The sequence below is a fragment of the Candidatus Methylacidiphilales bacterium genome (genome assembly GCA_033875315.1).
In the GTDB taxonomy this organism is placed as follows: Bacteria; Verrucomicrobiota; Verrucomicrobiia; order Methylacidiphilales; family CAZTYG01; genus JANRJG01.
On record JANRJG010000015.1, the window covers coordinates 29,169 to 49,266 of the forward strand.

Consider the following 20,098-nt stretch of genomic DNA (forward strand, 5'->3'; position numbering starts at 1 on the left):
AAGTTAGGGAGACTCTGGCGGTGTGGTTTGGTTGAGATCGATGCGGATGTCGATGCGGCGGTTGAGGGCCTGGTTCGCGGGGGTGTCGTTGGGGGCGATGGGGCGGGTGTCGGCCCGTCCGACCACGCAGAGCCGGAGGGGATCGACCTTGCCCTCATTCTGAAGGAAGAGCGCGGCCGCCCCGGCGCGGGCGGCGGACAGGTCCCAGTTGCTGGCGAAGCGCTTCTTGATCGAGTCACTGACCGGGACGTTGTCGGTGTGGCCCTCGATGAAAACCTCGAGACCGGCGAGTTCGTTGTTGAGCAGCGCGGCCACGGTGGTCAGGACGGAGCGGGATTCGTCGAGCAATTGGGCCTCGCCGGAACGGAAGAGGATCTGGTTGGCCAGGCGGATGGTGATGCGGCCGCGGTCGACGAAGACCGAGCCTTCCCCGGCCTTGAGGACGGAAGCGAGTTTTTCCTGCATGGCCCGGGCGGATTCCTCCTGCTGTTTGTCCTTGAGCAGGCGGGCGGCGCGTTCTTTTTCGAGGGTGAGGCGGGCTTCCTCCGTGCGGGCGAGTTGTTCCTCCTTGGTTTGGAGCTGGGTCTCGCGTTCATCGAATTGTTTGCGGAGCTGGCCGACCTGGCCCTGGAGGAGGCGCTCGCCATCGCGGAGGTTGCGGGCCTCATCTTTGAGCAGGGCGAGGCGGTCGCGCTCCTGGCGGCTCTGCAGAAGGGCGTAGCTGGAGAGGCCCAGACAGAGCAGGCCGAAGAAAGAGAGACCGAAAAAAACGCGCAGCGGGGCACGGGACATGCGGGTAGGATGCGGAAAAGCGGGCACCACGAAAAGGGGAAATGAGAAGGGTGGGCGGCCAAATCAAAGAGGCGATCCGCGTTGCCTGGGATGGAGAGTGCCGCATAACTTGGGCGGGTGATCAAGACTTGGGGATTGACGCTGGTTCTGGTGCTGTCCGGGCTGTTTTGGGCGCTTTTTTTATTCAGGTTTCCTTTGGAGGAGCTGGCCCAGAAGCCTCCCCGGAGCGCCATCCAGGGTTGGGACAGCAGCTTCTATTACTATTGGCTCCGCTCGGCCTATTTTGAACGTCCGTTCGACTTCCGTCATTCCGCCACCATCACGCGAACCATGGCTGAGCCGGAGCGCGTGGCTTATCTGGCCCGGCCGGTGACCGCGACCGGGCGCCTGCCCAACAAGCTCGGGGTGGGGTGGGCGGTTTCCAGCTGGCCCTTTTTTGTCTTGGCGGACGGGATCGTGGTGGGATTGCAGAAGACCGGGTGGGCGCATCCGGCCCGGGATGGTTACAGTGCGATTTATCAGATCCTGTTGCTGGGCGGGCAGTTGATCTATGCGGCGGCCGGATTGTGTCTGGCTTGGCGAATTGTGTCCCGTTGGGTGGCAGGACCACAGGCCGCGGAAGGGGTGTTGTTGTGCTGGCTGGGTTCGTTTTTGTTCACCTATCAAACATGGCTGCTTTCCATGTCGCACAGCCTGGCTTTTTCCGCCTTGTGCTGGGCGTTCTGGTGCGGGCTGCGGATTGTGGAAAAGCGGGCCGGGCCCGGGATCTGGTTGCAGATGGGGTTGGCCAGTGGATTGTTGGTGGTCACACGTTACCAATGCGCGGTTTACTTGCTTTTCCCGGCGGTGGCTGCCGTGATGGCATTGCGGGCGGGAAATCGCGGTGCGCGATTGGGTGCGGGGCTGGCCTGCCTGGGGGGAGGTGCGCTGTTGTTCCTGCAGATGCTGGCCTGGAAAATCGTTTACGGGCAATGGCTGTTGTATTCGTATGAAGGTGAGATTTTCCACTGGACCCGTCCACACGTCTGGGACGTCTTGTTTTCCCCGTTCCACGGTCTGTTCTACTGGTCGCCCTCCCTGCTGGTGGGGCTGGCGGGTTACCTGATGTGGGTAAGGCGGCATCCCTTTCCCGGCTGGGTCTGGACGGTTTCTATGCTGGCCACCCTCTGGGTCAATGCCGCCTGGGAAGAATGGTGGTTCGGGGCCAGTTATGGTTCCCGGGCGTTTGAGGGATGTGTGCTGTTTTTCATGCTCGGCACGGCCTGGTTGCTCCAGGTCCTGCAGAGCCGTTGGATCTGGCGCGCGGTGTTGGTGGGGGTGCTTGGCCTCCTCTCCCTGGCCAATGGACTGTTGTCCTATCGTGCGCTCAGAGGCAAGATGACCCTCGCACAGCCGGTGACTTATGCCGAGATGTGGAAGGCTATCTGGAAGTAGGCGGGCATCCCATTCAGGATGCTTCCATCAGGTGCGGGATGGCTTGTTCGTAGGTGTCGCGGAGGGTGGCCACGTCGTAGGTCAGTTTTTCCGTTCCCACATTCAGGGCCAGGGTAGTGCCTTGGACGGTGCCGAGGCGGGTGGCTTCGATGCCAGCCTTTTGGAAATGGGACAACGTGGCTTCGACGTCTCCGGCGGCCACGGTGAGGATGGCACGGGCGCTGGATTCGTTGAACAAAACTACGTCTGCTCTTGGCGGTTGGCTGTTGGCTGTTGGCGAAGGCAGGCAGATTTCGGCACCCAAGCCTTTGTCGAAGGTGCACTCGGCCAGGGCGACGGCGAGGCCACCGTCGGAGCAGTCGTGGGCGCTCTTGACTTTGCCCGCATGAATCAGGCTGCGGACGGCATCGAGGAATTTCTTTTCATGATTTAGGTCGACGCGCGGGGGCAGGCCCTGCTTCTTGCCATGGATTTCAAACAGGTAGGACGAGCCTCCCAATTCGCTGCCGACGCCGCCGACCAGGAGGATGGCGTCGCCGGCGTTCTGGAACGACGACGGGGTGATGTAGGCGGGGTCGTCGATCAGGCCGACGACGGCCATGGTGGGGGTGGGGTCGATGGCGCCCTTGGGGCTCTGGTTGTAGAGGGAAACGTTCCCGCCGGTGACGGGGACTTCGAGGGTGCGGCAGCCTTCGGCCAGGCCTTCGACGCATTCCCGGAGTTGCCAGAAGAGTTCCGGGTTGTGGGGATTGCCGAAGTTGAGGTTGTCGGTGGAGGCCAGCGGGGTGGCCCCGGACATGGTGACGTTGCGGCAGGCCTCGGCCACGGCGGCCTTGGCGCCTTCACGGGGATCGAGGTAGCAATAACGGCCGTTGCAGTCGACCGACATGGCTATGTACTTTGCCCCCTTGGGTGTTTCAATCCGGATGACGGAGGCGTCGGAGCCGGGGACGGTGACGGTGTTCTTCTGCACCTGGTGGTCGTATTGGCGGTAGACCCAACGTTTGGAGGCGATGCTGGGAGCGGCAAGGAGTTTGGGGAGGATGCCCGCGAGCTCTGCTCCCTTCGGCTCGGGTAGGTCCTTTTCCACGTCGAATTTCTGCACGTGGTCGAGGTAGGCCGGGCGTTTGGCCTCGCGATGATAAACCGGGGCATCGGCGGCCAGGGGGTGGGCCGGGATGTCGACGACGACCGTGCCGTGATTTTTGACGACCATGCGCTTGGTGTCGGTGACAAAACCGATCTCGGCGGCGTCAAGATCCCACTTGGCAAAGATATCCCTGACCACCTGCTCCTGACCCTTGCGGACGATGATGAGCATGCGTTCCTGGGATTCGGAGAGCATGGTTTCGTAAGGGGTCATGCCGGTTTCGCGCTGGGGCACCTTGGCGAGGTCGATCTCGATGCCGGAGTCGCCACGGCTGGCGGTTTCGCAGGTGGAGCAGGTCAATCCGGCCGCGCCCATGTCCTGCACGCCGACGACGGCTTCGGGGTGTTGGAAGAGTTCGAGACAGGCTTCCAAGAGGAGTTTCTCCATGAAAGGGTCGCCGACCTGGACGGCGGGGCGGTCTTCCTTGGATTCTTCGGTCAGGTCGCGGGAGGCGAAGGCGGCACCGGCGAGTCCGTCGCGTCCGGTTTTGGCGCCGACATAGAAGACGGGGTTGCCCACGCCGGTGGCCGCGCCCTTGCGGATCTGGTCGTGGCGGAGGATGCCCAAGGAGAAGGCATTGACGAGAGGGTTGCCGTTGTAGGAGGGGTCGAAATAGACCTCCCCGCCCGTGGTGGGGACACCGATGCAGTTGCCGTAGTGGGCGATACCGGCCACGACACCGGCGAAGAGGCGGCGGTTGGTGCGGGCTTCTTCCGAATCACCGGTGATGGGACCGAAACGGAGGGAGTTGAGATTGGCGACCGGGCGGGCGCCCATGGTGAAGATATCGCGGAGGATGCCGCCGACGCCCGTGGCCGCGCCCTGGAATGGCTCGACGGCGCTGGGGTGGTTGTGCGATTCGATCTTGAAACAGACGGCCATGCCATCGCCGATGTCGAGCACGCCGGCGTTCTCTTCGCCCGCTTTGACCAGGACGCGGGGGCCAGTGGTGGGGAATTTTTTCAGTTCGGGACGGGAGTTTTTGTAGGAGCAGTGCTCCGACCACATGACGGAGAAAATACCGAGTTCGGTGAAATTGGGATCGCGTCCGAGGATCTGTTGGATCTTGGCGTATTCGTCCGGCGTGAGGCCGTGCTGGGCGATGAGTTCGGGGGTAATCTGGGGGTCCATGGGGAAGTTTTACCGTGAAGGGCGCGAAGCTCGCGAAGGTTTGGGTGTTATGGGTAAGAGGGAGGGTTCAGAATCGTGTTTAATGTAAAAAAACTTAGCGGCCTTCGCGTTCTTCGCGGTGAATATTCATTTCAGCAGACTTTGAAAGATTTTCAGGCCGTCGGCGCTGCCCAGCAGGGGCTCGCAGGCGCGTTCGGGGTGGGGCATCATGCCGAGGACGTTCCCTTCCTTGTTGCAAACCCCGGCAATGTCGCCGAGCGATCCATTGGGGGCGCCGCCCGCATAGCGGAAGACGATCTGGCCGTGGTCTTCCATGGCCTTGAGCGTATCGGCATCCACACGATAGTTCCCTTCGCCATGGGCGATGGGGATGCGGAGGGTGTCGCCGTCCCGGGTTTGTTGGGTGAAGCGGGTCCGGCTGTTGGCCACGGAGAGGGTCACGGTTTCACAGATAAAATGGAGGCCGGTGTTGCGGACGAGGGCACCGGGCAGGAGCCCGGCCTCGCAGAGGATCTGGAACCCATTGCAGATGCCGAGGACGGTCTGGCCGCGGGCGGCGGCTTCCTTGACCGCAGCCATGATGGGCGAGAAGCGGGCGATGGCCCCGCAGCGGAGGTAGTCGCCGTAGGAGAATCCGCCGGGGACGATGACGGCTTCATCGGCATCGATGCGGGTGTCTTTGTGCCAGGCGTAGCGGACGGGCTGCTTCAGGACGTCGCGAACGGCGTGGAAGGCATCCTGGTCGCAATTGGATCCGGGGAATTGAAGAACGGCAAATTTCATGGGAGGTTCACCGCGAAGAACGCCAAGGGCGCGAAGCTCAATGCCTCAAAAGCTTTTAAAAACATGGTGGATATAAAAAGAAAAAATCCTTCGCGTTCTTCGCGAACTTCGCGGTGAATAAGTTTTATTGGATTTCGATTTTGTAATCTTCGATGACGGGGTTGGACAGCAGGTCCTTGGCCGCCTGCTCCAGTTTTTCCCTGGTTTTCTCCACGTTGGTGCCGGAGATTTCCAGTTCGATGTGCTTTCCGACGCGCACCGATTCCACGCACTCCATGCCGAGATGGTGGATGGCTTTGCGGACGGCGTCGCCCTGGGGATCGAGGATGGATTTTTTGGGAGTGACGGTGACGATGGCTTTCATGGGCAAAGGGTGAATGTAACAGGGGCGTGGCGCGGGAGACGAGGAATTTTCGGGGGAAAAGATTATTTCAGTTTTCGGATTTGGGAATCGCCGCCGCTTTGCTCGACACTGCGGAGGATGGCGGGGTGGGGGCGGGATTCAACGCTGTTGAGATAGAGGCGGACATGTCTTTCCTGCAAAAGGTCGCCCAATTGGGCCATCCGTGGCGCGGCCACCGGGTCTTGGAAATCGGAGAACCAATAAATGGCATCCACGTCGAGGCGGCCGATGATGTATTCGAGGCCCTGGCCGGCGTCGGCGTCAGGACCGAGGAAAGGGGATTGCGGCAGCTTGCGCAGGATTCCGATGAGCGCGGGGGGGAAGTAAAACAGACCCTGACCGCCTTCGAAATCCATCCGGTCGAAGGTTGCCGGAAAGGGGCGGGATTCGACCGAGCATCCGGGCACAAGGACCAGCACGTAGTCTTGGAATTGGCGGCCGATTTGCTCGATGACCTCCGGCAGGATGCCCTGCATGCTGCCGGAGACATCGAGGAGAACGCCGAGACGGTTGGCGTGGACGGAGAGGCCGAGGATATTGCCTGAGCCCGTGCGCCCCGCACCCCGGCCGTTGCCTGTGCCTCCGGTGCCGGTGCTCCCCCCGTGGGACAGGCGCGTGCCGGGGGAGGGTTGGCGCACGGGAAGAGAAAACGCCGAAGACGCCGGACTGGCCACGATATCGAGAGCCATGCCCTGCTGGATGACTTTCATTCCGTCGGAAACGTCAGGTGAAGCGCCGGGGTCATCGTCATGTCCCAAACCAGTGGTGGGCAGCGGGGAGGTTTCCCCGGCTGTCGGGGGATCGACGGCTTCGACGATCATGGGGGCGTGTTCGGAGGGCGGACCCGTCTGGAAGAGGGCCGAGGGAGGATGGGCCTGGATGACGACCCAGCCGCCAATGGCCAGGAGAAAGAGCGCGTGCAGGCCCAAGGAAAGCCAGAGACTGGGCTGGGTCAGGAGGTTGAGCGGTTTGGGCCTGGAGGCGCCCGTGACAGGACTGTACTTCCTGCGGATGGTGCGGCGCAGCAACCGCCCATAGACGGAGAAGGGGGGGATGAACCGGGACCGCTTGCTCATGATGCCGGGGTGGGGTGGCAACGCTTCTGGCGGCTCTTCAAATGCCCGCCAGCTCGCGCACGATGCGGTCGAAGGATTGGTTGGGGTCGAGGAGGCGGATTTCCACCCTGAGGAAGTAGACCGGGAGATTGCGGCGTTCCACGCGCGGAAACCGCACCGAGTCCTTCTCCGTGGTAAGCAGGGCCGTGCCGCCGCGGGCGATGGTCCGGTTGATGGCGTTCACCACCTCGTCCTCCGAGAAACGGTGGTGGTCGGCGTAATGGCGTCCGTAAATGAGTTTGGCCCCCAGTTTTTTCAAGCCTTCCTCGAAACTTTCCGGGACGGCGATGCCGGAGATGGCCCCGACGTTCCGGTCCTTCAGGTAATCGAGGGGCATGCGCTCGCCGGTATAGAGATCCTGGAGGTGGATCGGGACGTGCGCGCACTCGTAGAACGGTGCGTGTTTGTTGTACATCCGGATTTCCTGCTTCAATTCCGTCAGGTCGGACCCGTCGCATTTGGTCAGAAAAATGACATCTCCGCGGCTGAGATGGTCCTTGGGTTCGCGCAGTGTGCCCCGGGGCAGGATATGACGGTTGCCGAAGGGGGCCTGCCGGTCGATCAGGAGAACGTTCAGCCGTTCCTTGAAAGGAAGGTATTGATAACCGTCGTCGAGCAGGAGCGTGTCGGTGCCGAACCGTTCGATCGCGTATAGCGCGCTTTTGACGCGGTTCTTATCAACGAGGACGGCGACGTCATGGAGGTTGCAGGCCAGCATGAAGGGTTCGTCGCCGGATTTATCCGAGTCCATGAGCAGAGCCTTGCCATCGCTGACCAAGCGGGGCGGGGCGGGGGGCTGCCGGAGGATCCAGCGGTTCCAAATTTTTTTCCAGAATGGAACCGAGCTGCTTTTGTAGCCCCGGCTGAGTATGGCCACCTTGCGTCCGGACCGGGTCAGGCTGCGGGCGAATTGCTCCACGATGGGGGTCTTGCCGGTGCCTCCGACGGTGAGGTTGCCGATGCTGATGATCAGGCATCCGGTGGAGTGCCAGCGGAAAAGGCGCTGACAATAAAGCCACCAGCGCAGCCGCATCAGCCCTTCGTAGACCCGTGAAAGACCGAGGAGAAAGAAACGGAGCAGGGCGGCGCGCTTGCCGTAGCGGCGCTCGAGGATGACATCGATGGCGAATTGTTCCAGTCGCTCCAGGGGTTTATCTGCCATAAGTTTTCACGCTTGGGAGGGCGCTTCCCAGCATAGGGTGCGGAGGACAATCAACAAGCCTTGGTATGGCTTATTTACCCTCCGGGAAGCGGTGAAGTTAAGGTGGGCTAATCGCGGCTTTAAGAAGGCTGTCGGGCCCGCCCCTGTCAGAAAAGATGACACATTGGCAAAGAACCTTTATCTAGCATCTGGAGCTAATTATCTTGTCTCCACGGCGCGTTGGTTGTAAGGTCTAACCAGATTCCAAAAACAACAACCCGCACACGCGGAGAAAGGTTCAAGATGAAAACGGCGATGGTTACAGGATGGGTTCTGATGGTGATGGCGGCCGGTCTGACGGCCTCACCGGTGGTCCAGGCCACCCATGGAGTATACCAAACTAACTACAAGGCCGGTCTGAACGAAATCGTGGTCAGCCGGACCCCGGCCGATCATATTCCGGTGCGGGCCGGGACGCAGCATTCGTGGATCATCCAGGTGGTCCCGGCTTCCTACCCCCGCAGCATCCGGGAAGTATACACCCTGCCCGCCCCCGGACGCTGGGGTAATGTCGAAGGGGAACAGGTTTCAGCGGACCGCAAGCAGTGCGTGGTGGAGGGGACCATCCAACCCGGACAAACCTACGCCTTCAACACCTGGGGCATGGATGCGGATGACCCGGTGGGGAACTACCGGATCAGCATCTACATCGATGACGTCCTGGTGAAGACTTTCAGCTTCGAGGCGGTTCGGTAACCGGAAGCTGTCGGAAGCCCGGCGGAGACCGGGTTCCCAAGAGGCGGTCCATGTGCTACGGTCATGGACCGTTTTTTTATATGACCACACCACGTCTCCGCCGGTTGGGTTCGCTGAAGGAGTTGGATGGGCTGCTTGACCGTCGCAACCGGGAGTCCGGGCCGACCGAAACCATCGACCGGCTGATCCGGAATCGATTCCTTTTCCAAGTCGCCGTCCTGGTGCTGGACATGGCGGATTTCTCGGTTTCGGTGCGTCGGAACGGAATCATTGCCCACTTGGCCCTGATCCGGCGGATGAATGTGCTGGCCGGCAAGGAAATCGTCCGCACTGGAGGCAGGGTGGTGAAATTTGAGGCGGACAATGCCTTCGCCGTATTCCCTACCATGGAGAAGGCGCTGGAGGCTTCGGTGGCCATCCAGGGCGTGGTGGCGGAAGCGGGCGGGTTGATGCGGGTTTCGATCGGATTGGGGCATGGTCCGATCCTTTTGACGCGAGATGATTTCTTCGGGGATGCGGTCAATATGGCGTCCAAACTCGGTGAGGATTTGGCGGGCCCGGGGGAGATTTTGCTGACCCGCGAAGCCAGAAAGCTGTTGAAAGGCCCCCGGGGGCATTTTGAAAAGTTGGATTTCCATGTCTCCGGCCTGCGGTTGCCCTGCTTCAAATGGATCGGACCGGTCCGGCCAACGAGCAGGAAGGTGAAGTCATCCACGGGACGTTGATAGAATGGCGGAAAAATGGACGCGAAAGGACGGGGGCGGATTTTCGTAGCACTTTCGTGGCTTGCGGCCAAACTGTCCTGAGTCATCCCCATGAAAAACCCAACCGCCTACCGGGAATTGGAAGCCACGGCGGAGCTCATCATCGAGGAGACCCTGGCCGAACTGCCGGCCGAAGTGGCGGTGCATGCGCGGCAGGTGCCGGTGTTGCTGCGGCCGGAGGCCGAGGAAGACTACGACACGGGGATACCCCGTGAAGAATTGATGGGTTTGTTTTCCGGACTTCCCCACGCGGAGGGTCCGTCCTCCGACCCCGAGGACCAGCCCCGGATCACACTTTTCCTGCGGACCATCTGGGATGAGGCGGGAGCCAATCGTGAGGACTATGCCGAGGAGGTGCGCCTGACCCTGTTGCATGAACTGGGCCATTACCTCGGCTGGGACGAAGAGGAAATCGAGGAACGCGGGCTGGGTTGACCGGTCTTGTCCTATAAACCACTCGGGACATCGATAAAGAGCCAGGGGAGGTGGAAGCGTTTCGAGAGGTGGGAGGCCAGGGCTTTGACTCCAGCGGTTTCGGTGAGGTAATGGCCGCCGTAGATAACATTCAATCCCAGTTCATGCGCGACACCAAAGGTCCAGTGGGCCCCCTCGCCGGTGATGAAGGTATCGATGCCTGCCGCGGCAACTTTCACCAGCTCATTGCCGGCGCCGCCGGTGACTATGCCAATGCGGCGGACACGTTCCGGTCCTCCGGGGAGAACGACTGGACGGACGCCGAGGATCCCGCCCAAACGGGCGGCCAGGCCGGTGCGGGTGCCCGACCAGGAACCCTGACGGCCAATGAGCGTTCCCTTTTCCTCGAAGAAGGGGCGCGTGCGCAGCAAACCGAGGGACCGGGCCAAGAGGATGTTGTTGCCGAGGCGGGGATGGGCATCGAGCGGCAGGTGGGAGCTGTAAATGGCTAGGTTGCCCGCAAGCGCGGAGGCCAGCCACCGTCGCCGGTTGCCTGTGACCGGGCAGAGGGGGGACCAGCCGATGCCGTGGTGCACCAGGAGGAGGTCCGCGCCGGCGACGAGGGCTTTTTCGACTGTTAGGATATTGGCGTCGACGGCGGCGGCGATTTTTTTGACCGAGCCGTTGTTCTCCAGTTGCAGGCCGTTCAAGGCCCCGGGGAAATCCGCGATATCCCGGTGCCGCAAAAGGCGGTCGGTGTAGTCAACGAGGTTTGAAAGCGGGGTGGGCATGGGGTCAGGCTGCGGCGTCAGGGGGTTTTTGGCAATGCGGGCAAAGCGGGCTGCAGGTGTTTGTCCAGGAAGCCGAGGAAGGCTTGACGGGCCACGGCTGCGGAATCAAAACCCAGCAGAGTGGCATGAATGACACGCTGGCCGCGGTTGCGGCGGCCCTGGAGAGCGGAACGGATGCGTTCCCTGGGATCGTAATAGTCCACCCGGGGTCCGTTTGGGGCGCCAGGTTCCCCGTTGATGAGGAAGAACACATGGATGGGACGGTCCGACACGGTAAAGGTGTAGCAACGCAGCAGCAAGGGAAGTCCGTGGACGGCAATTTGTTCATCCCCGCCAGCTTCTACGAGCGTCGCACCTGCAGCCGGGAGGCAGATTTCCGGGGTGTGGCTGCGGGCCAGAGAGGCGCCCGACTTGCCGACGCCCCAAACCAATTCATAGACAAGCCACAGCTTCCCGTCTGGCTCATTCCAGCGCAAGGCCCGGCCTTCATCGTAGCGGAGGATGGTGCGCACGCGGTCGGGGATGGGGAGCGTGCGCGGCTCCGTGCCTCCGGACCAGCCCAGCTGCCAATTCACATCCGGCGGAAGGCCCCTTTCGCATGAACGGTACCAAAGTTCGGAGGCCAGGGGGGAAAGCACAAGCCAGACAGTGGCGAGAATAAAAGCGATGGAGACGGACTTGTTCAGCTCCGGCCAGGGGGGGATTGTCTGGGTGGTGGGAGGCAAGGCTTTCGCCCGCAAGCCCCGGGCCAGCAGCAACAAAAGCACGAAGGAAACACCGAGGATGGTGTAGCCCGCCGGGTCATGCCACAATTCGACCGCCTGCAACCCGCCATGGTGGGCGCTCCAGGCCAGGAACAATCCACGACAGAGATTCAGCACAAAGCCGAGGCCGAGGGCGGACAGCAAGAGCAGGAAACGGCGCAAGGTGGAAAGGCGGAATAACTCGCCGACCACCAAGGCGGCCATGAGATTGGATTGGAAGGAGCGGATGCCGCTACAGGCCTCATCGACGCCGAGCGTGCCCCGGGCCAGGGCGATGGTGTTGCCACGTTGTTCGGCGAAGATGCCGCACCAGGTCAGGGCTTCGACGGTGGTGGCGGTGACCGCGCGGGTCATGGCTTGGACGACGCTGTTTTCGAGTCCACTGGGCCAGGGCACGGCCAGGAGGAGGAGCAAAATAGGGACGGCAAAATGACGGGCCCATCGACCTCCACCTGCCAGTAGGAGCGACAGAAGCATGCCTCCGGCGCTCAATAGGCCACCCGCCCAGGCCAGCATGCGCCAATCGGGATTGGCCTCACGGAATATCCAGAGGGCGGGCCAGGGCAGGAAAAGGAAAAGGAAAAAGAAAAGAGGGGAGACCGTTCGGGCGGCTTGGGGTTGGGGTTGGTCCAACCAGCGGAGATGGAAGAGGTAGAGAGCCAAGGGCGGGATGAGCCACCCGTAGGAGTATTCCGGAAGAAATTCCCAATTCTGCCAAAGGTAGCATCCGTGGGTGAATAGGAGCGCCAGCAGGGCGATGCCCAGAGCCCAACCACTTCGGGAATGATCCTGCCGGGCTGGGGGGCGACTCATGCCGACAAATTAGCCGTAGAAACGCCAGAGATCCAGCCGGAGTCCTGTGGCCAGAAGCCGATCAGGGGCTGACGGGAGGGACTACGACAACCTTCACGAGGGAAGGGTCTTCAGGGGTGATCCCACGCGGGTGGGGTTGGATCTGGGGGTCGTAGATACCAAAGACATGGAACTGGTTGATCCGGAGGTTGCTGACCGGTGCCAGTTGATTCGTGGGGTTGTCGGGGATGAAGCGCATGATGAGGAAGCGGGCGGGCACGTCATCAAAGTTGTAGGCGATTCGGCCCGCACCCGTGCGCTCGAAACGGGCGATGTGGAAGGGGGGGTAGCGATCAAAGAAGGCCCGGTCGACTGAACGGACATCCGGGTGTTCGGCGTTGCGGTCGCCCTCGACTTTGAATTCCTCCAAAAGCTGGTTGCTGACATAGAACTCGAAGGTGCCCGGAGTGCCCTCAAAAAGGGTGCTGAGGCGGCGGATGGCCCGGACGTCGCCCAGATCCACCATCATGATGGGGGTGGCGTTGTTCGGGTTGAAGGCGTAGTAGGTCTCGCAGTTGTCATCAATGATCATCTCGGCATCCAGGGTGGCCTTCTTGGACTGCTGGTCCTGCTGGCCCTCGATTTCATTGATGTAGGTGATTTTGGCGCCGTAATAGATGCTGGAGAGGTTGTTGAGGATGATGCGGTAGGGGGGGAGTTCGGTGCGGGGGACGCGGAATTTGGTGACTTGGTCGACCCGCCCGGGAGTGACGTTGCCGAACAGGCCCAGAGCCCCCACACGACCCAAGCGGGTGGTCTTGAAGTCGATGCGGAAATAACGGGAATTGACCGGCGAAAACAAAGCGCGGTGGACGCCATCGCCGGCAAAGGCCTGGGAGGGGGATACCACTTTCCAATCGGATGAACCATCGGATTTTGGCCGACTGGCAGACGAAGAAACCGTGAAGCTGCCCTCGGAGTCAAAATTGAAAAAGTTGAACACGCTGACTTCGGTCGTGTGGGGCAGTTCGAAGACGAAAGAGATGTCGTTTTTCTTGAGCGGGTAACTGATGCTGTGGTCGTCGGAAATGAGGGCATGTTCCGAGGTGTTGGGATCGGTGAGCCCGTTGGCAATATCGATCGAATAAATCGGCGTGGGCTCCGTGCCAAATACGCGGATGTTGGTGCCGATGCGGCCCCGCGCCATATTATACGGGAACTTGGTGGCATCGATATCAAAGGTGGACCGCTCGGTCGGGTCCGGGGTGAGAACCTGGTAGACCGCGTGCAATGGAGTGGACTCGAGCAAACAGCCGAGCATGGCTGCGCCCAACATCCACGAAGGCTTATAAGCGTGTAAACGCACGAAAGCATCCTCCCACACATCCATTCCGACTGCAAACTTTTTTGTCGCCCGGGAAAAGGAAGGCGGCCCGGCGATGATCTTGGCTCGATTTATGCATCGGGCCGACTGGCACAAGAGCAGTCAAGTATCACGTCGACAGCCCGGCATGCAATAAGCAAAAAATCTTGGAGCATTAACAGAATTAATATTTAAATCCTGGCCAGATGAGGTTGGAAAATAAGTAAAAAACCTGTAAAGACTATTTACATCTACCCTTCGAAGGGTTATTTTTCTTCTGTTATTCAGGCTGTGGGATTTAATGATCCTAGGAACGGCAGCGACCCAAACCATGAGAATCGGAAACAAAAGGCTATTGCCGGTATGCGGCCTCCTATGCGGGGTGTCCATCGTTGTTTCCGTACTTCCGGATACCACCCAAGCAGTGGAAGGTGCCGCAGACGTGCCGGCCGAATTGACGACCACAGCCCCCTCCACTTCTGAGTTGGACCGGGTGGAAACCGTTTCTGACGGTTCCGATAAAAAGGATTCTCTCAAAGGCAATGCCCGGGTGGGAACGTCCACCGTTCGTCTCGTCGGGGGTTTATCCACCCAATTCAACGACAACATCAATTACTCCGAGAACAACCGCCTTTCGGACTTCATCATCACTCCCGTGGTGGAACTCAACCTTCTCTGGCCGGTCACTGACCTCAACACCCTGACATTCGACATCGGGGCCTCCTACGACAAATACATCCAGCACCCCGAAGCCGACACCAAGGGCATCAACATCGCTCCCGACTCCAACATCAACTTCCGGGCCCAAGTCGGTGAGTATGTGGTTCTGAATTTTTTCGACCGATTCAGCTTCCAGCAGACTCCCTTGGACGAGCCGACGATCAGCAACACGCTGGATTACTCCCGCTTTGAAAACACGGCCGGCGTCGAGCTCATCTGGAACATCAACAAGGCGCTGGAATACATCAGTCGGTACACCTACGGAACCTGGATCGCCTTCGATGATGCCTTCACCTTCCTGGACCGCGACACCCACACGATTTCCAACAGCATCAAATTCGAGCTCAACCCCGCCCTCTACACCGGGTTGAACACGAATGTGATCATCACCGATTACAAGGAGTCTTTCCAGAACGACAACATCATGCTCAAGGCCGGCCCCTTCGTCCGCGCCAAGGTGACCGAGAACACCGAGCTCGGTGGCGAGCTGAATTACGTCGTCGGCTGGTTTGATCGAGGCGATTCCGGAACAAGCAACAACCAGGATCGGGAAAACATCAACAACATCAATTTTGTCGGTGACATCACCAACCGGTTCAACGCCCGTGGCACCCAGAGGCTAACGGCTGGTTACGAATCGATTCTGGGCACGACCAGCAATTTCTACGATCTGGCCTATGCCCGCTACGATGTGGCCTGGCAGCTGTTCCCCCTTCTCTCCACGGACCTGCAGTTGTTTTACGAATACGGGGATGAATCCGGCAGCCGGCTGTCCGAGGCCTTCCAGCGGTACGGCGGGCAGATCAAGTTCTCCTACCGCGTGACGAAAAGCATCGTTTCCAGCATCGGCTACCGTTACACCGAGCGTGATTCCGACAGTTCCGGCCAGGATTACTACCAGAACGTGTTCATGTTTGACATGGACTACCGCTTCTGAGGTCTGCTCTTCTGGCGGACCGACACCCGAAAAAGATTTCATCCAAGCGTGAAGAGGCGCTAGAATGGCTTCAATGGCACGTTTGCGTTTGATCGCCGCTTTGTGGATTGGTGGGGTCCCGTTCCTCCTGGCCGACCCGTCATCGCCATTGTCCTCGACTCCCCCGGGCCCCGAGCCTGTTGCGCCTGCCCTGTCCGTGCCTGCACCTGCGTCTGCGTCCACGACGCCGGATGCGATCGTCCCTGGAACGGATCTTCAAGTGCTGGACGACAAGAAGCCGCTCCAGGTCGGGGAACAATTCCTCTTTCGTGTGGTGGAGGACCGCGACCCTTCCGTAAGCCTGTCGGTCATGGAGTCGGGGGATGCCCTTTTCCCCTACATCGGGAGAGTCAAGGTGGCGGGCAAAACCTGCAAGGAAATTGCGGCCCTCTTGAAGCCCCTCCTGGAAAAAGACTACTACTACCGGGCCACCGTTTTCATCGCCCTGAATGAGACCAGTCTCGGGGCCCGGGGTTCCGTCTTCGTCTCCGGCGAAGTCAACAAGCCCGGCACGATCCAGATTCCCAAAGAACGCAGGCTGTTGGCCAGCGAGGCCATCATCGCCGCCGGGGGGTTCCAGCAATTCGCCGATGAGCGGAAGGTCCGAGTCATCCGCAAAAAAATAGGCGCCACCAATGGCAAGGCGACCGAAGAGCTCATCGTCGACGTGAAGGCCGTGCTCGACGAGGGCAAGGTGGCCAAGGACCTCGAATTACAGGCCGAGGACCGCGTGGTGGTCCGGGCCAAGTTGGTTAATTTTTAAGGTTTGATACATGGATCCATCCTTCAACGCCCCCGCACCCCAGGTGATGTCGAGCTGGTCGGCCAGTTTTTTCACCCGCATGCACCGCTACAAGAGCCTGCTGCGCCGCCGTTGGTGGATCTTGGCGTTGGCGGTTGGCCTGGCCCTGGTTTGGCAGGCCTACCAGATCGCATCGGCCCCGGTCCGTTATGTTTCCCAGTCCCAAATGATGGTCAGCCCCCGGATCAGCCTGCCGGAGAAAGCGGCCTACCTCGAGGAATCGGCCCAGTTTTTTGGCACCCAGATGCGCCTGATGAATTCGCCGGAGATTGCCGCCCGTGCCACCAACCGCACCCGCACTCTCCAGCCCGACCTGCCCGAATCCTTCGCAGTCCTGCGCGTCGACCAGGTGCCGAAAACTTCCATCTTCCAATTGACCGCCACCGGTTCCGACCCCCGCTGGGCCCAGGCTTGGCTCAATTCGATCATGGAAGAATTTGTCCGCTACAAGGACGAAATGCGCCAGACCACATCCGACAAAACCCTGGCCTCGATCACCGAACAGCTCATCCGATTGGAAAAAGAGTTGGAGGCCCACGAGCGCTCGCTTTTTGACTACCAAAAAAACAACGACGTCGTGGTTATCCAGGAACAGGGCAACGCCGCGGCCCAGTATCTTTTGAACCTCGAACGGGAACAGGCCGACCTGAACAAGGCCCTCCAGCTTTTGGAGATGCTCACACTCGACCAGCGCCTTTCCGGGACCGATTCCACCGGCAAGGCCCGCACGGATACTAGCCAGGAACAAGACGGCAAGGCCGCAGAAAGGGCAAGCGACGCCGCCAACATGATTGCCGACAACTCGGCAGAGCAGGAGTACAAGAAGATCCGGCAGGATCTGCAACTGAAGAAAAACGAACTGGCCGAGTTGACCAAATACCTGCGCCCACGACACCCCAAGCTCATCAACCTCCAGGAAGAGGTCTCCCGGCAGGAATCCCTCCTCAGTCTTTACCGTGAACAGAGCATGCAGCAGATCAAAACCCACAAAGAGGCGCTGCAGATCAAGTTGGCCAACACCGCCAAATCTATCGAGGAATGGAGCGCCAAGGCCATCAAGGCAAACGAATCCATCGCCGAGTACAAACGCCTGCAGGCCGATGTCGAACGCACCAAATCTACCTACGAACGGATGGCCGATATGGCTCAGAACCTCGACATGTCGACGAACATGGACCAGTCCACCATCCAGATTCTGGAACGGGCCACCAAGGCCGGTGCCGTCCGTCCGAATGTGGCCAAGGGCTTGGGCAGTGGGGTCGTGGTCGGTCTGCTTTTGGGGGCGGGCATCCTCTTCCTGCTCGACCGTATCGATGACCGCGTCAATTCATTCACCGAACTGAAGGACCATTTCGAAGAACAGGTTCTCGGTCAAATACCCGAGGAACAGGCCTCGGATGGAAGACGTCTCGCGATCCTCTCGGCAGATGACGAGCGGCAGGTCTACTCCGAGGCCTTCCGCAACATCCGCTCCTCGCTCCTCTACATGGCGATCGAGGGGGAGAGGCCCCGTGTTCTCGCCGTCACCAGCGCCATCCCGGGCGAGGGGAAATCCACCATCAGTCTTAATCTGGCCACCACCATGGCTTTTGCCGGCTCGAAAGTGGTCCTGGTGGATGCCGACATGCGCAAAGGAGTCTTGCACGAGGACCTGGAAATGGAAAGCGGACCGGGCTTGTCCCAGGTTTTGGGCCAGAAAGCGGGTTGGAGGGACGTGATCCGCCCCTCGGGCATTCCCGGTCTGGATTTCATTCCCCGTGGGAAAACCAGTACCCAGGTCGGGGAAATGCTGATCAACCCCGTGACCACGCTCATGATCCGCGAACTCAAGGAGACCTACGATTACGTGGTCATCGACACCCCGCCGGTGCTGGCCGCGGACGACACCCCCAGTCTATCGCCCAAGGTCGACGGGGTCATCATGGTCATGCGGGCTTCTTACACCTCCTCCCGCCTGACCCGCAGCTCACTCGACATCCTCTACCACCGCCAGGTGCATGTGCTGGGCCTGGTCTTCAACTTCATCGACACCAACCTTCCGGACTACTACCACTACCAGTATTACCGCTCCTATTACAACACGCCGGGCAAAGCCTGACCCGGGTCACTTGCGTAATCGTGCTGATAGGAGCAGGCACTCGGCCAGAAAACGCTGGCCTGTGTAGAGCCAGCCGGCGGGAAAATCCAACCACAGGCCTTTAATGAGAAGGCAGTAAGCCGCCACCGCCAGGGGTGCCAAGGGAGTGGCCTTGCGCAGCCGGTCCTGGGGGGAAAGTTCATGCCATGGCGACTCCCGGAGTTTGTCTGCCTCCAAGGCGGCATACTTCAACTGGTTCGACCACCAGCGCGAAAAAGGCTTCCGGTCATCGTGCAGGATCGGCGCGGTCATGGTTCCGCAGGGACCGTCCAGTTGAAGATCCTGGGTGTGTCCGTCCTGCCGGTATCGGGCCCGTCCGGTGCGGAAAAGGCAGATGCGCGGTGGCAGAAGGGACGCACGCAGGGGATGGCCTCCCTGGCAAAACAAAAGCGGAACCCGGTAGCCATCGATACCCGCATCGGGGTCCAATCGCTCCATCTCCCCGGGGAACTCCGGGCCGAGGCGGTAGTCGGCATCCAGGGCAAGAACCCAAGGAGTGCGGACCAGGGACAGGCCGGCGTTCCACTGGTCCGCGTGGCGGTCGAACTTGCGCACATGGAAATCCACCCGCGGATTGGAGCGGCAGATCGCCTCGGTTTCGTCCGTGCTTCCGCTGTCCAGGATGACGATGCGTTCGGCCCAATGCAGGGCTTCCAGAGTGCGGGCGATGTTCGCCTCTTCATTCCAAGTTAGGATGACCGGGGTGACTTCAGCGGGTTTCATCGAGCAGGCTTTCAAAAACATCCATAAATTCATTCGCCACCTGGCGGCCTTTGAAGCGTTCAGCCGTCCGGATTGCTGACAGGCTCATTTCTTCCAGTCGTTTTTCGTCGACCAGGCAGTCATGGAGCCTGCCGGCCAGGGCCTCCGCCGGCTTGGGGCCGTGGTGGTTGAAGGACCAGCCGTTGGCGCCGGAACGGAGCCAGTCGGAAAAAACCGGGTTGCTGCTGACGACCGGAACACAGCCGCAGGCCATCGCTTCCAACGGGGCGATGCCCATGGCTTCGCCGGTGTCGGCCAGGCTGGGATAACAAAAAACGCCATGGGACTGATAGAGCTGGGCAAGGCGGCCGCCTTCGTGCACAGCCCCCGGGAGAACCACGGGCAGTCCCTGGGCCATGCTCTGCAGACGATTCAGGAACCGCTCCCCTCCCCCGCCTTCGGCTATGGCATGGGGCCCGGCGATTGTGAGCTGGAGGCCCGGAACATTCCCGTGCAAGAGCCGGAAAGCCTCCAGTAGAAGCTCCAGTCCTTTCTCCGGATGCAGCCGCCCGACGTAGAGAATATGCCGGGGTTGGCGAACGACGGAGGTGTCCGGGTGGAACAAGGTTTCGTCAAAAGGATTGGGGATACAGCAAGTGCGGGGCACCCACAGCGGTTGTTGCTTCTCCACCGCGTGTGCGATGGATCGGGTGGGAACTATGAGAAGATCCGCCCGGCGATACAGGCTCAATTGGTGCTTGGGATACCGGTTGACAGAAACCACCACCCGTCCGGCAGCGGAGCGGAACAGAGGGGCGATAACCGGGAGCCAAAAGTCATTGGTCACCAAGATGTCCGCATCGGGAAGCCGTGGAGTGGCTCGCACCGCATAGACCAAGTCGTAGAGCAGGCTGGCCCCCACCCAGCGTGGCTGGTCATAGCCACCCCAACGCACGATTTGAAATCCGCCGGTTGATTCGACTGCCGTCTGCCCTGGAAAAGCCCTGGAAAACAACGTGACCCCATGTCCGTCAGCGGCAAAAAAAGCAGCCAAGGACATCCAAGTCCGGATCATGCCTCCCCCACGAACCGGGGGTGCCGGGAAACAGGGGCCGGTGGCGATGGTGATGCGCATGGTCTATGTGGAACAGAAGGTAACAAAGTCAAC

The 20,098-nt window shown here is 60.5% G+C and carries 18 protein-coding genes; 7 read left to right on the plus strand and 11 right to left on the minus strand.

Features of this window, described 5'->3' with window-relative positions:
* Positions 1-3 precede the first annotated feature (3 nt).
* Positions 4-792 carry an OmpA family protein gene (locus SFU85_05590; GenBank protein ID MDX6766243.1) on the minus strand — a complete coding sequence of 263 codons (789 nt, stop codon included), beginning with the start codon at positions 790-792 and terminating at the stop codon, positions 4-6.
* A 117-nt stretch (positions 793-909) separates the two neighbouring features.
* Between SFU85_05590 and SFU85_05595 the strand changes: the two genes are divergently transcribed.
* Entirely contained in the window at positions 910-2,226 is a 1,317-nt protein-coding gene (locus tag SFU85_05595; protein MDX6766244.1) for a hypothetical protein, read from the plus strand.
* 13 nt (positions 2,227-2,239) lie between these two features.
* Here SFU85_05595 and purL read toward each other — a convergent pair whose 3' ends face one another.
* From purL to lpxK, 5 genes are all read right to left on the minus strand, one after another.
* Positions 2,240-4,507 carry a phosphoribosylformylglycinamidine synthase subunit PurL gene (gene purL / locus SFU85_05600; GenBank protein MDX6766245.1) on the minus strand — a complete coding sequence of 756 codons (2,268 nt, stop codon included), beginning with the start codon at positions 4,505-4,507 and terminating at the stop codon, positions 2,240-2,242.
* A gap of 126 nt (positions 4,508-4,633) precedes the next feature.
* The gene (gene purQ, locus SFU85_05605) at positions 4,634-5,290 is read right to left on the minus strand and encodes a phosphoribosylformylglycinamidine synthase subunit PurQ (protein MDX6766246.1); all 657 of its coding nucleotides are present in this window, start codon (positions 5,288-5,290) and stop codon (positions 4,634-4,636) included.
* Positions 5,291-5,414: 124 nt separating this feature from the next.
* Entirely contained in the window at positions 5,415-5,654 is a 240-nt protein-coding gene (gene purS, locus SFU85_05610) for a phosphoribosylformylglycinamidine synthase subunit PurS (GenBank protein ID MDX6766247.1), read from the minus strand.
* A gap of 62 nt (positions 5,655-5,716) precedes the next feature.
* Positions 5,717-6,769 carry a hypothetical protein gene (locus tag SFU85_05615; GenBank protein ID MDX6766248.1) on the minus strand — a complete coding sequence of 351 codons (1,053 nt, stop codon included), beginning with the start codon at positions 6,767-6,769 and terminating at the stop codon, positions 5,717-5,719.
* Positions 6,770-6,806: 37 nt separating this feature from the next.
* Complete coding sequence (lpxK, locus tag SFU85_05620; protein MDX6766249.1) at positions 6,807-7,970, minus strand: tetraacyldisaccharide 4'-kinase; 1,164 nt, start codon at positions 7,968-7,970, stop codon at positions 6,807-6,809.
* Positions 7,971-8,252: 282 nt separating this feature from the next.
* Between lpxK and SFU85_05625 the strand changes: the two genes are divergently transcribed.
* The 3 genes from SFU85_05625 (at position 8,253) to SFU85_05635 (ending at position 9,904) form a co-directional block, all read left to right on the plus strand.
* On the plus strand, positions 8,253-8,705 hold the full coding sequence (locus SFU85_05625) for a hypothetical protein (protein ID MDX6766250.1): 453 nt from the start codon (positions 8,253-8,255) through the stop codon (positions 8,703-8,705).
* Between the two features lie 80 nt (positions 8,706-8,785).
* Complete coding sequence (locus tag SFU85_05630) at positions 8,786-9,430, plus strand: adenylate/guanylate cyclase domain-containing protein (protein MDX6766251.1); 645 nt, start codon at positions 8,786-8,788, stop codon at positions 9,428-9,430.
* 90 nt (positions 9,431-9,520) lie between these two features.
* The gene (locus SFU85_05635) at positions 9,521-9,904 is read left to right on the plus strand and encodes a metallopeptidase family protein (protein ID MDX6766252.1); all 384 of its coding nucleotides are present in this window, start codon (positions 9,521-9,523) and stop codon (positions 9,902-9,904) included.
* A gap of 11 nt (positions 9,905-9,915) precedes the next feature.
* Here SFU85_05635 and SFU85_05640 read toward each other — a convergent pair whose 3' ends face one another.
* From SFU85_05640 to SFU85_05650, 3 genes are all read right to left on the minus strand, one after another.
* On the minus strand, positions 9,916-10,674 hold the full coding sequence (locus SFU85_05640; GenBank protein MDX6766253.1) for a Nif3-like dinuclear metal center hexameric protein: 759 nt from the start codon (positions 10,672-10,674) through the stop codon (positions 9,916-9,918).
* 17 nt (positions 10,675-10,691) lie between these two features.
* On the minus strand, positions 10,692-12,251 hold the full coding sequence (locus SFU85_05645) for an exosortase/archaeosortase family protein (GenBank protein MDX6766254.1): 1,560 nt from the start codon (positions 12,249-12,251) through the stop codon (positions 10,692-10,694).
* A gap of 61 nt (positions 12,252-12,312) precedes the next feature.
* Entirely contained in the window at positions 12,313-13,566 is a 1,254-nt protein-coding gene (locus SFU85_05650) for a hypothetical protein (protein ID MDX6766255.1), read from the minus strand.
* A gap of 409 nt (positions 13,567-13,975) precedes the next feature.
* On the opposite strand from SFU85_05650, the gene SFU85_05655 reads away from it, so the two are divergent.
* The 3 genes from SFU85_05655 (at position 13,976) to SFU85_05665 (ending at position 18,189) form a co-directional block, all read left to right on the plus strand.
* The gene (locus SFU85_05655; GenBank protein ID MDX6766256.1) at positions 13,976-15,250 is read left to right on the plus strand and encodes a hypothetical protein; all 1,275 of its coding nucleotides are present in this window, start codon (positions 13,976-13,978) and stop codon (positions 15,248-15,250) included.
* A gap of 73 nt (positions 15,251-15,323) precedes the next feature.
* Positions 15,324-16,052: an SLBB domain-containing protein gene (locus SFU85_05660; GenBank protein ID MDX6766257.1), complete on the plus strand. Its 729-nt coding sequence runs from the start codon at positions 15,324-15,326 to the stop codon at positions 16,050-16,052.
* A gap of 10 nt (positions 16,053-16,062) precedes the next feature.
* Positions 16,063-18,189 (plus strand): polysaccharide biosynthesis tyrosine autokinase, encoded by a 2,127-nt coding sequence (locus SFU85_05665; GenBank protein ID MDX6766258.1) that lies wholly within the window; start codon positions 16,063-16,065, stop codon positions 18,187-18,189.
* 6 nt (positions 18,190-18,195) lie between these two features.
* Here the strand turns inward: SFU85_05665 and SFU85_05670 are convergent, their stop codons facing one another.
* On the minus strand, positions 18,196-18,951 hold the full coding sequence (locus SFU85_05670) for a glycosyltransferase family 2 protein (protein ID MDX6766259.1): 756 nt from the start codon (positions 18,949-18,951) through the stop codon (positions 18,196-18,198).
* A complete protein-coding gene (locus SFU85_05675) occupies positions 18,938-20,065 on the minus strand; it encodes a glycosyltransferase family 4 protein (GenBank protein MDX6766260.1) in 1,128 nt (375 codons plus the stop codon). The genes SFU85_05670 and SFU85_05675 overlap by 14 nt, the downstream gene beginning before the upstream one ends.
* Positions 20,066-20,098 lie beyond the last annotated feature (33 nt).

Excerpts from the sequence above, each read along its gene's own strand:
- SFU85_05650 (MDX6766255.1), bottom strand. The coding sequence starts at position 13,566 with ATGTTGGGCGCAGCCATGCTCGGCTGTTTGCTCGAGTCCACTCCATTG.
- purS (MDX6766247.1), bottom strand. The coding sequence starts at position 5,654 with ATGAAAGCCATCGTCACCGTCACTCCCAAAAAATCCATCCTCGATCCC.
- purQ (MDX6766246.1), bottom strand. The coding sequence starts at position 5,290 with ATGAAATTTGCCGTTCTTCAATTCCCCGGATCCAATTGCGACCAGGAT.
- SFU85_05630 (MDX6766251.1), top strand. The coding sequence starts at position 8,786 with ATGACCACACCACGTCTCCGCCGGTTGGGTTCGCTGAAGGAGTTGGAT.
- SFU85_05635 (MDX6766252.1), top strand. The coding sequence starts at position 9,521 with ATGAAAAACCCAACCGCCTACCGGGAATTGGAAGCCACGGCGGAGCTC.
- purL (MDX6766245.1), bottom strand. The coding sequence starts at position 4,507 with ATGGACCCCCAGATTACCCCCGAACTCATCGCCCAGCACGGCCTCACG.
- SFU85_05660 (MDX6766257.1), top strand. The coding sequence starts at position 15,324 with ATGGCACGTTTGCGTTTGATCGCCGCTTTGTGGATTGGTGGGGTCCCG.
- SFU85_05615 (MDX6766248.1), bottom strand. The coding sequence starts at position 6,769 with ATGAGCAAGCGGTCCCGGTTCATCCCCCCCTTCTCCGTCTATGGGCGG.
- SFU85_05590 (MDX6766243.1), bottom strand. The coding sequence starts at position 792 with ATGTCCCGTGCCCCGCTGCGCGTTTTTTTCGGTCTCTCTTTCTTCGGC.
- SFU85_05670 (MDX6766259.1), bottom strand. The coding sequence starts at position 18,951 with ATGAAACCCGCTGAAGTCACCCCGGTCATCCTAACTTGGAATGAAGAG.
- SFU85_05675 (MDX6766260.1), bottom strand. The coding sequence starts at position 20,065 with ATGCGCATCACCATCGCCACCGGCCCCTGTTTCCCGGCACCCCCGGTT.
- SFU85_05645 (MDX6766254.1), bottom strand. The coding sequence starts at position 12,251 with ATGAGTCGCCCCCCAGCCCGGCAGGATCATTCCCGAAGTGGTTGGGCT.
- lpxK (MDX6766249.1), bottom strand. The coding sequence starts at position 7,970 with ATGGCAGATAAACCCCTGGAGCGACTGGAACAATTCGCCATCGATGTC.
- SFU85_05640 (MDX6766253.1), bottom strand. The coding sequence starts at position 10,674 with ATGCCCACCCCGCTTTCAAACCTCGTTGACTACACCGACCGCCTTTTG.
- SFU85_05625 (MDX6766250.1), top strand. The coding sequence starts at position 8,253 with ATGAAAACGGCGATGGTTACAGGATGGGTTCTGATGGTGATGGCGGCC.
- SFU85_05665 (MDX6766258.1), top strand. The coding sequence starts at position 16,063 with ATGGATCCATCCTTCAACGCCCCCGCACCCCAGGTGATGTCGAGCTGG.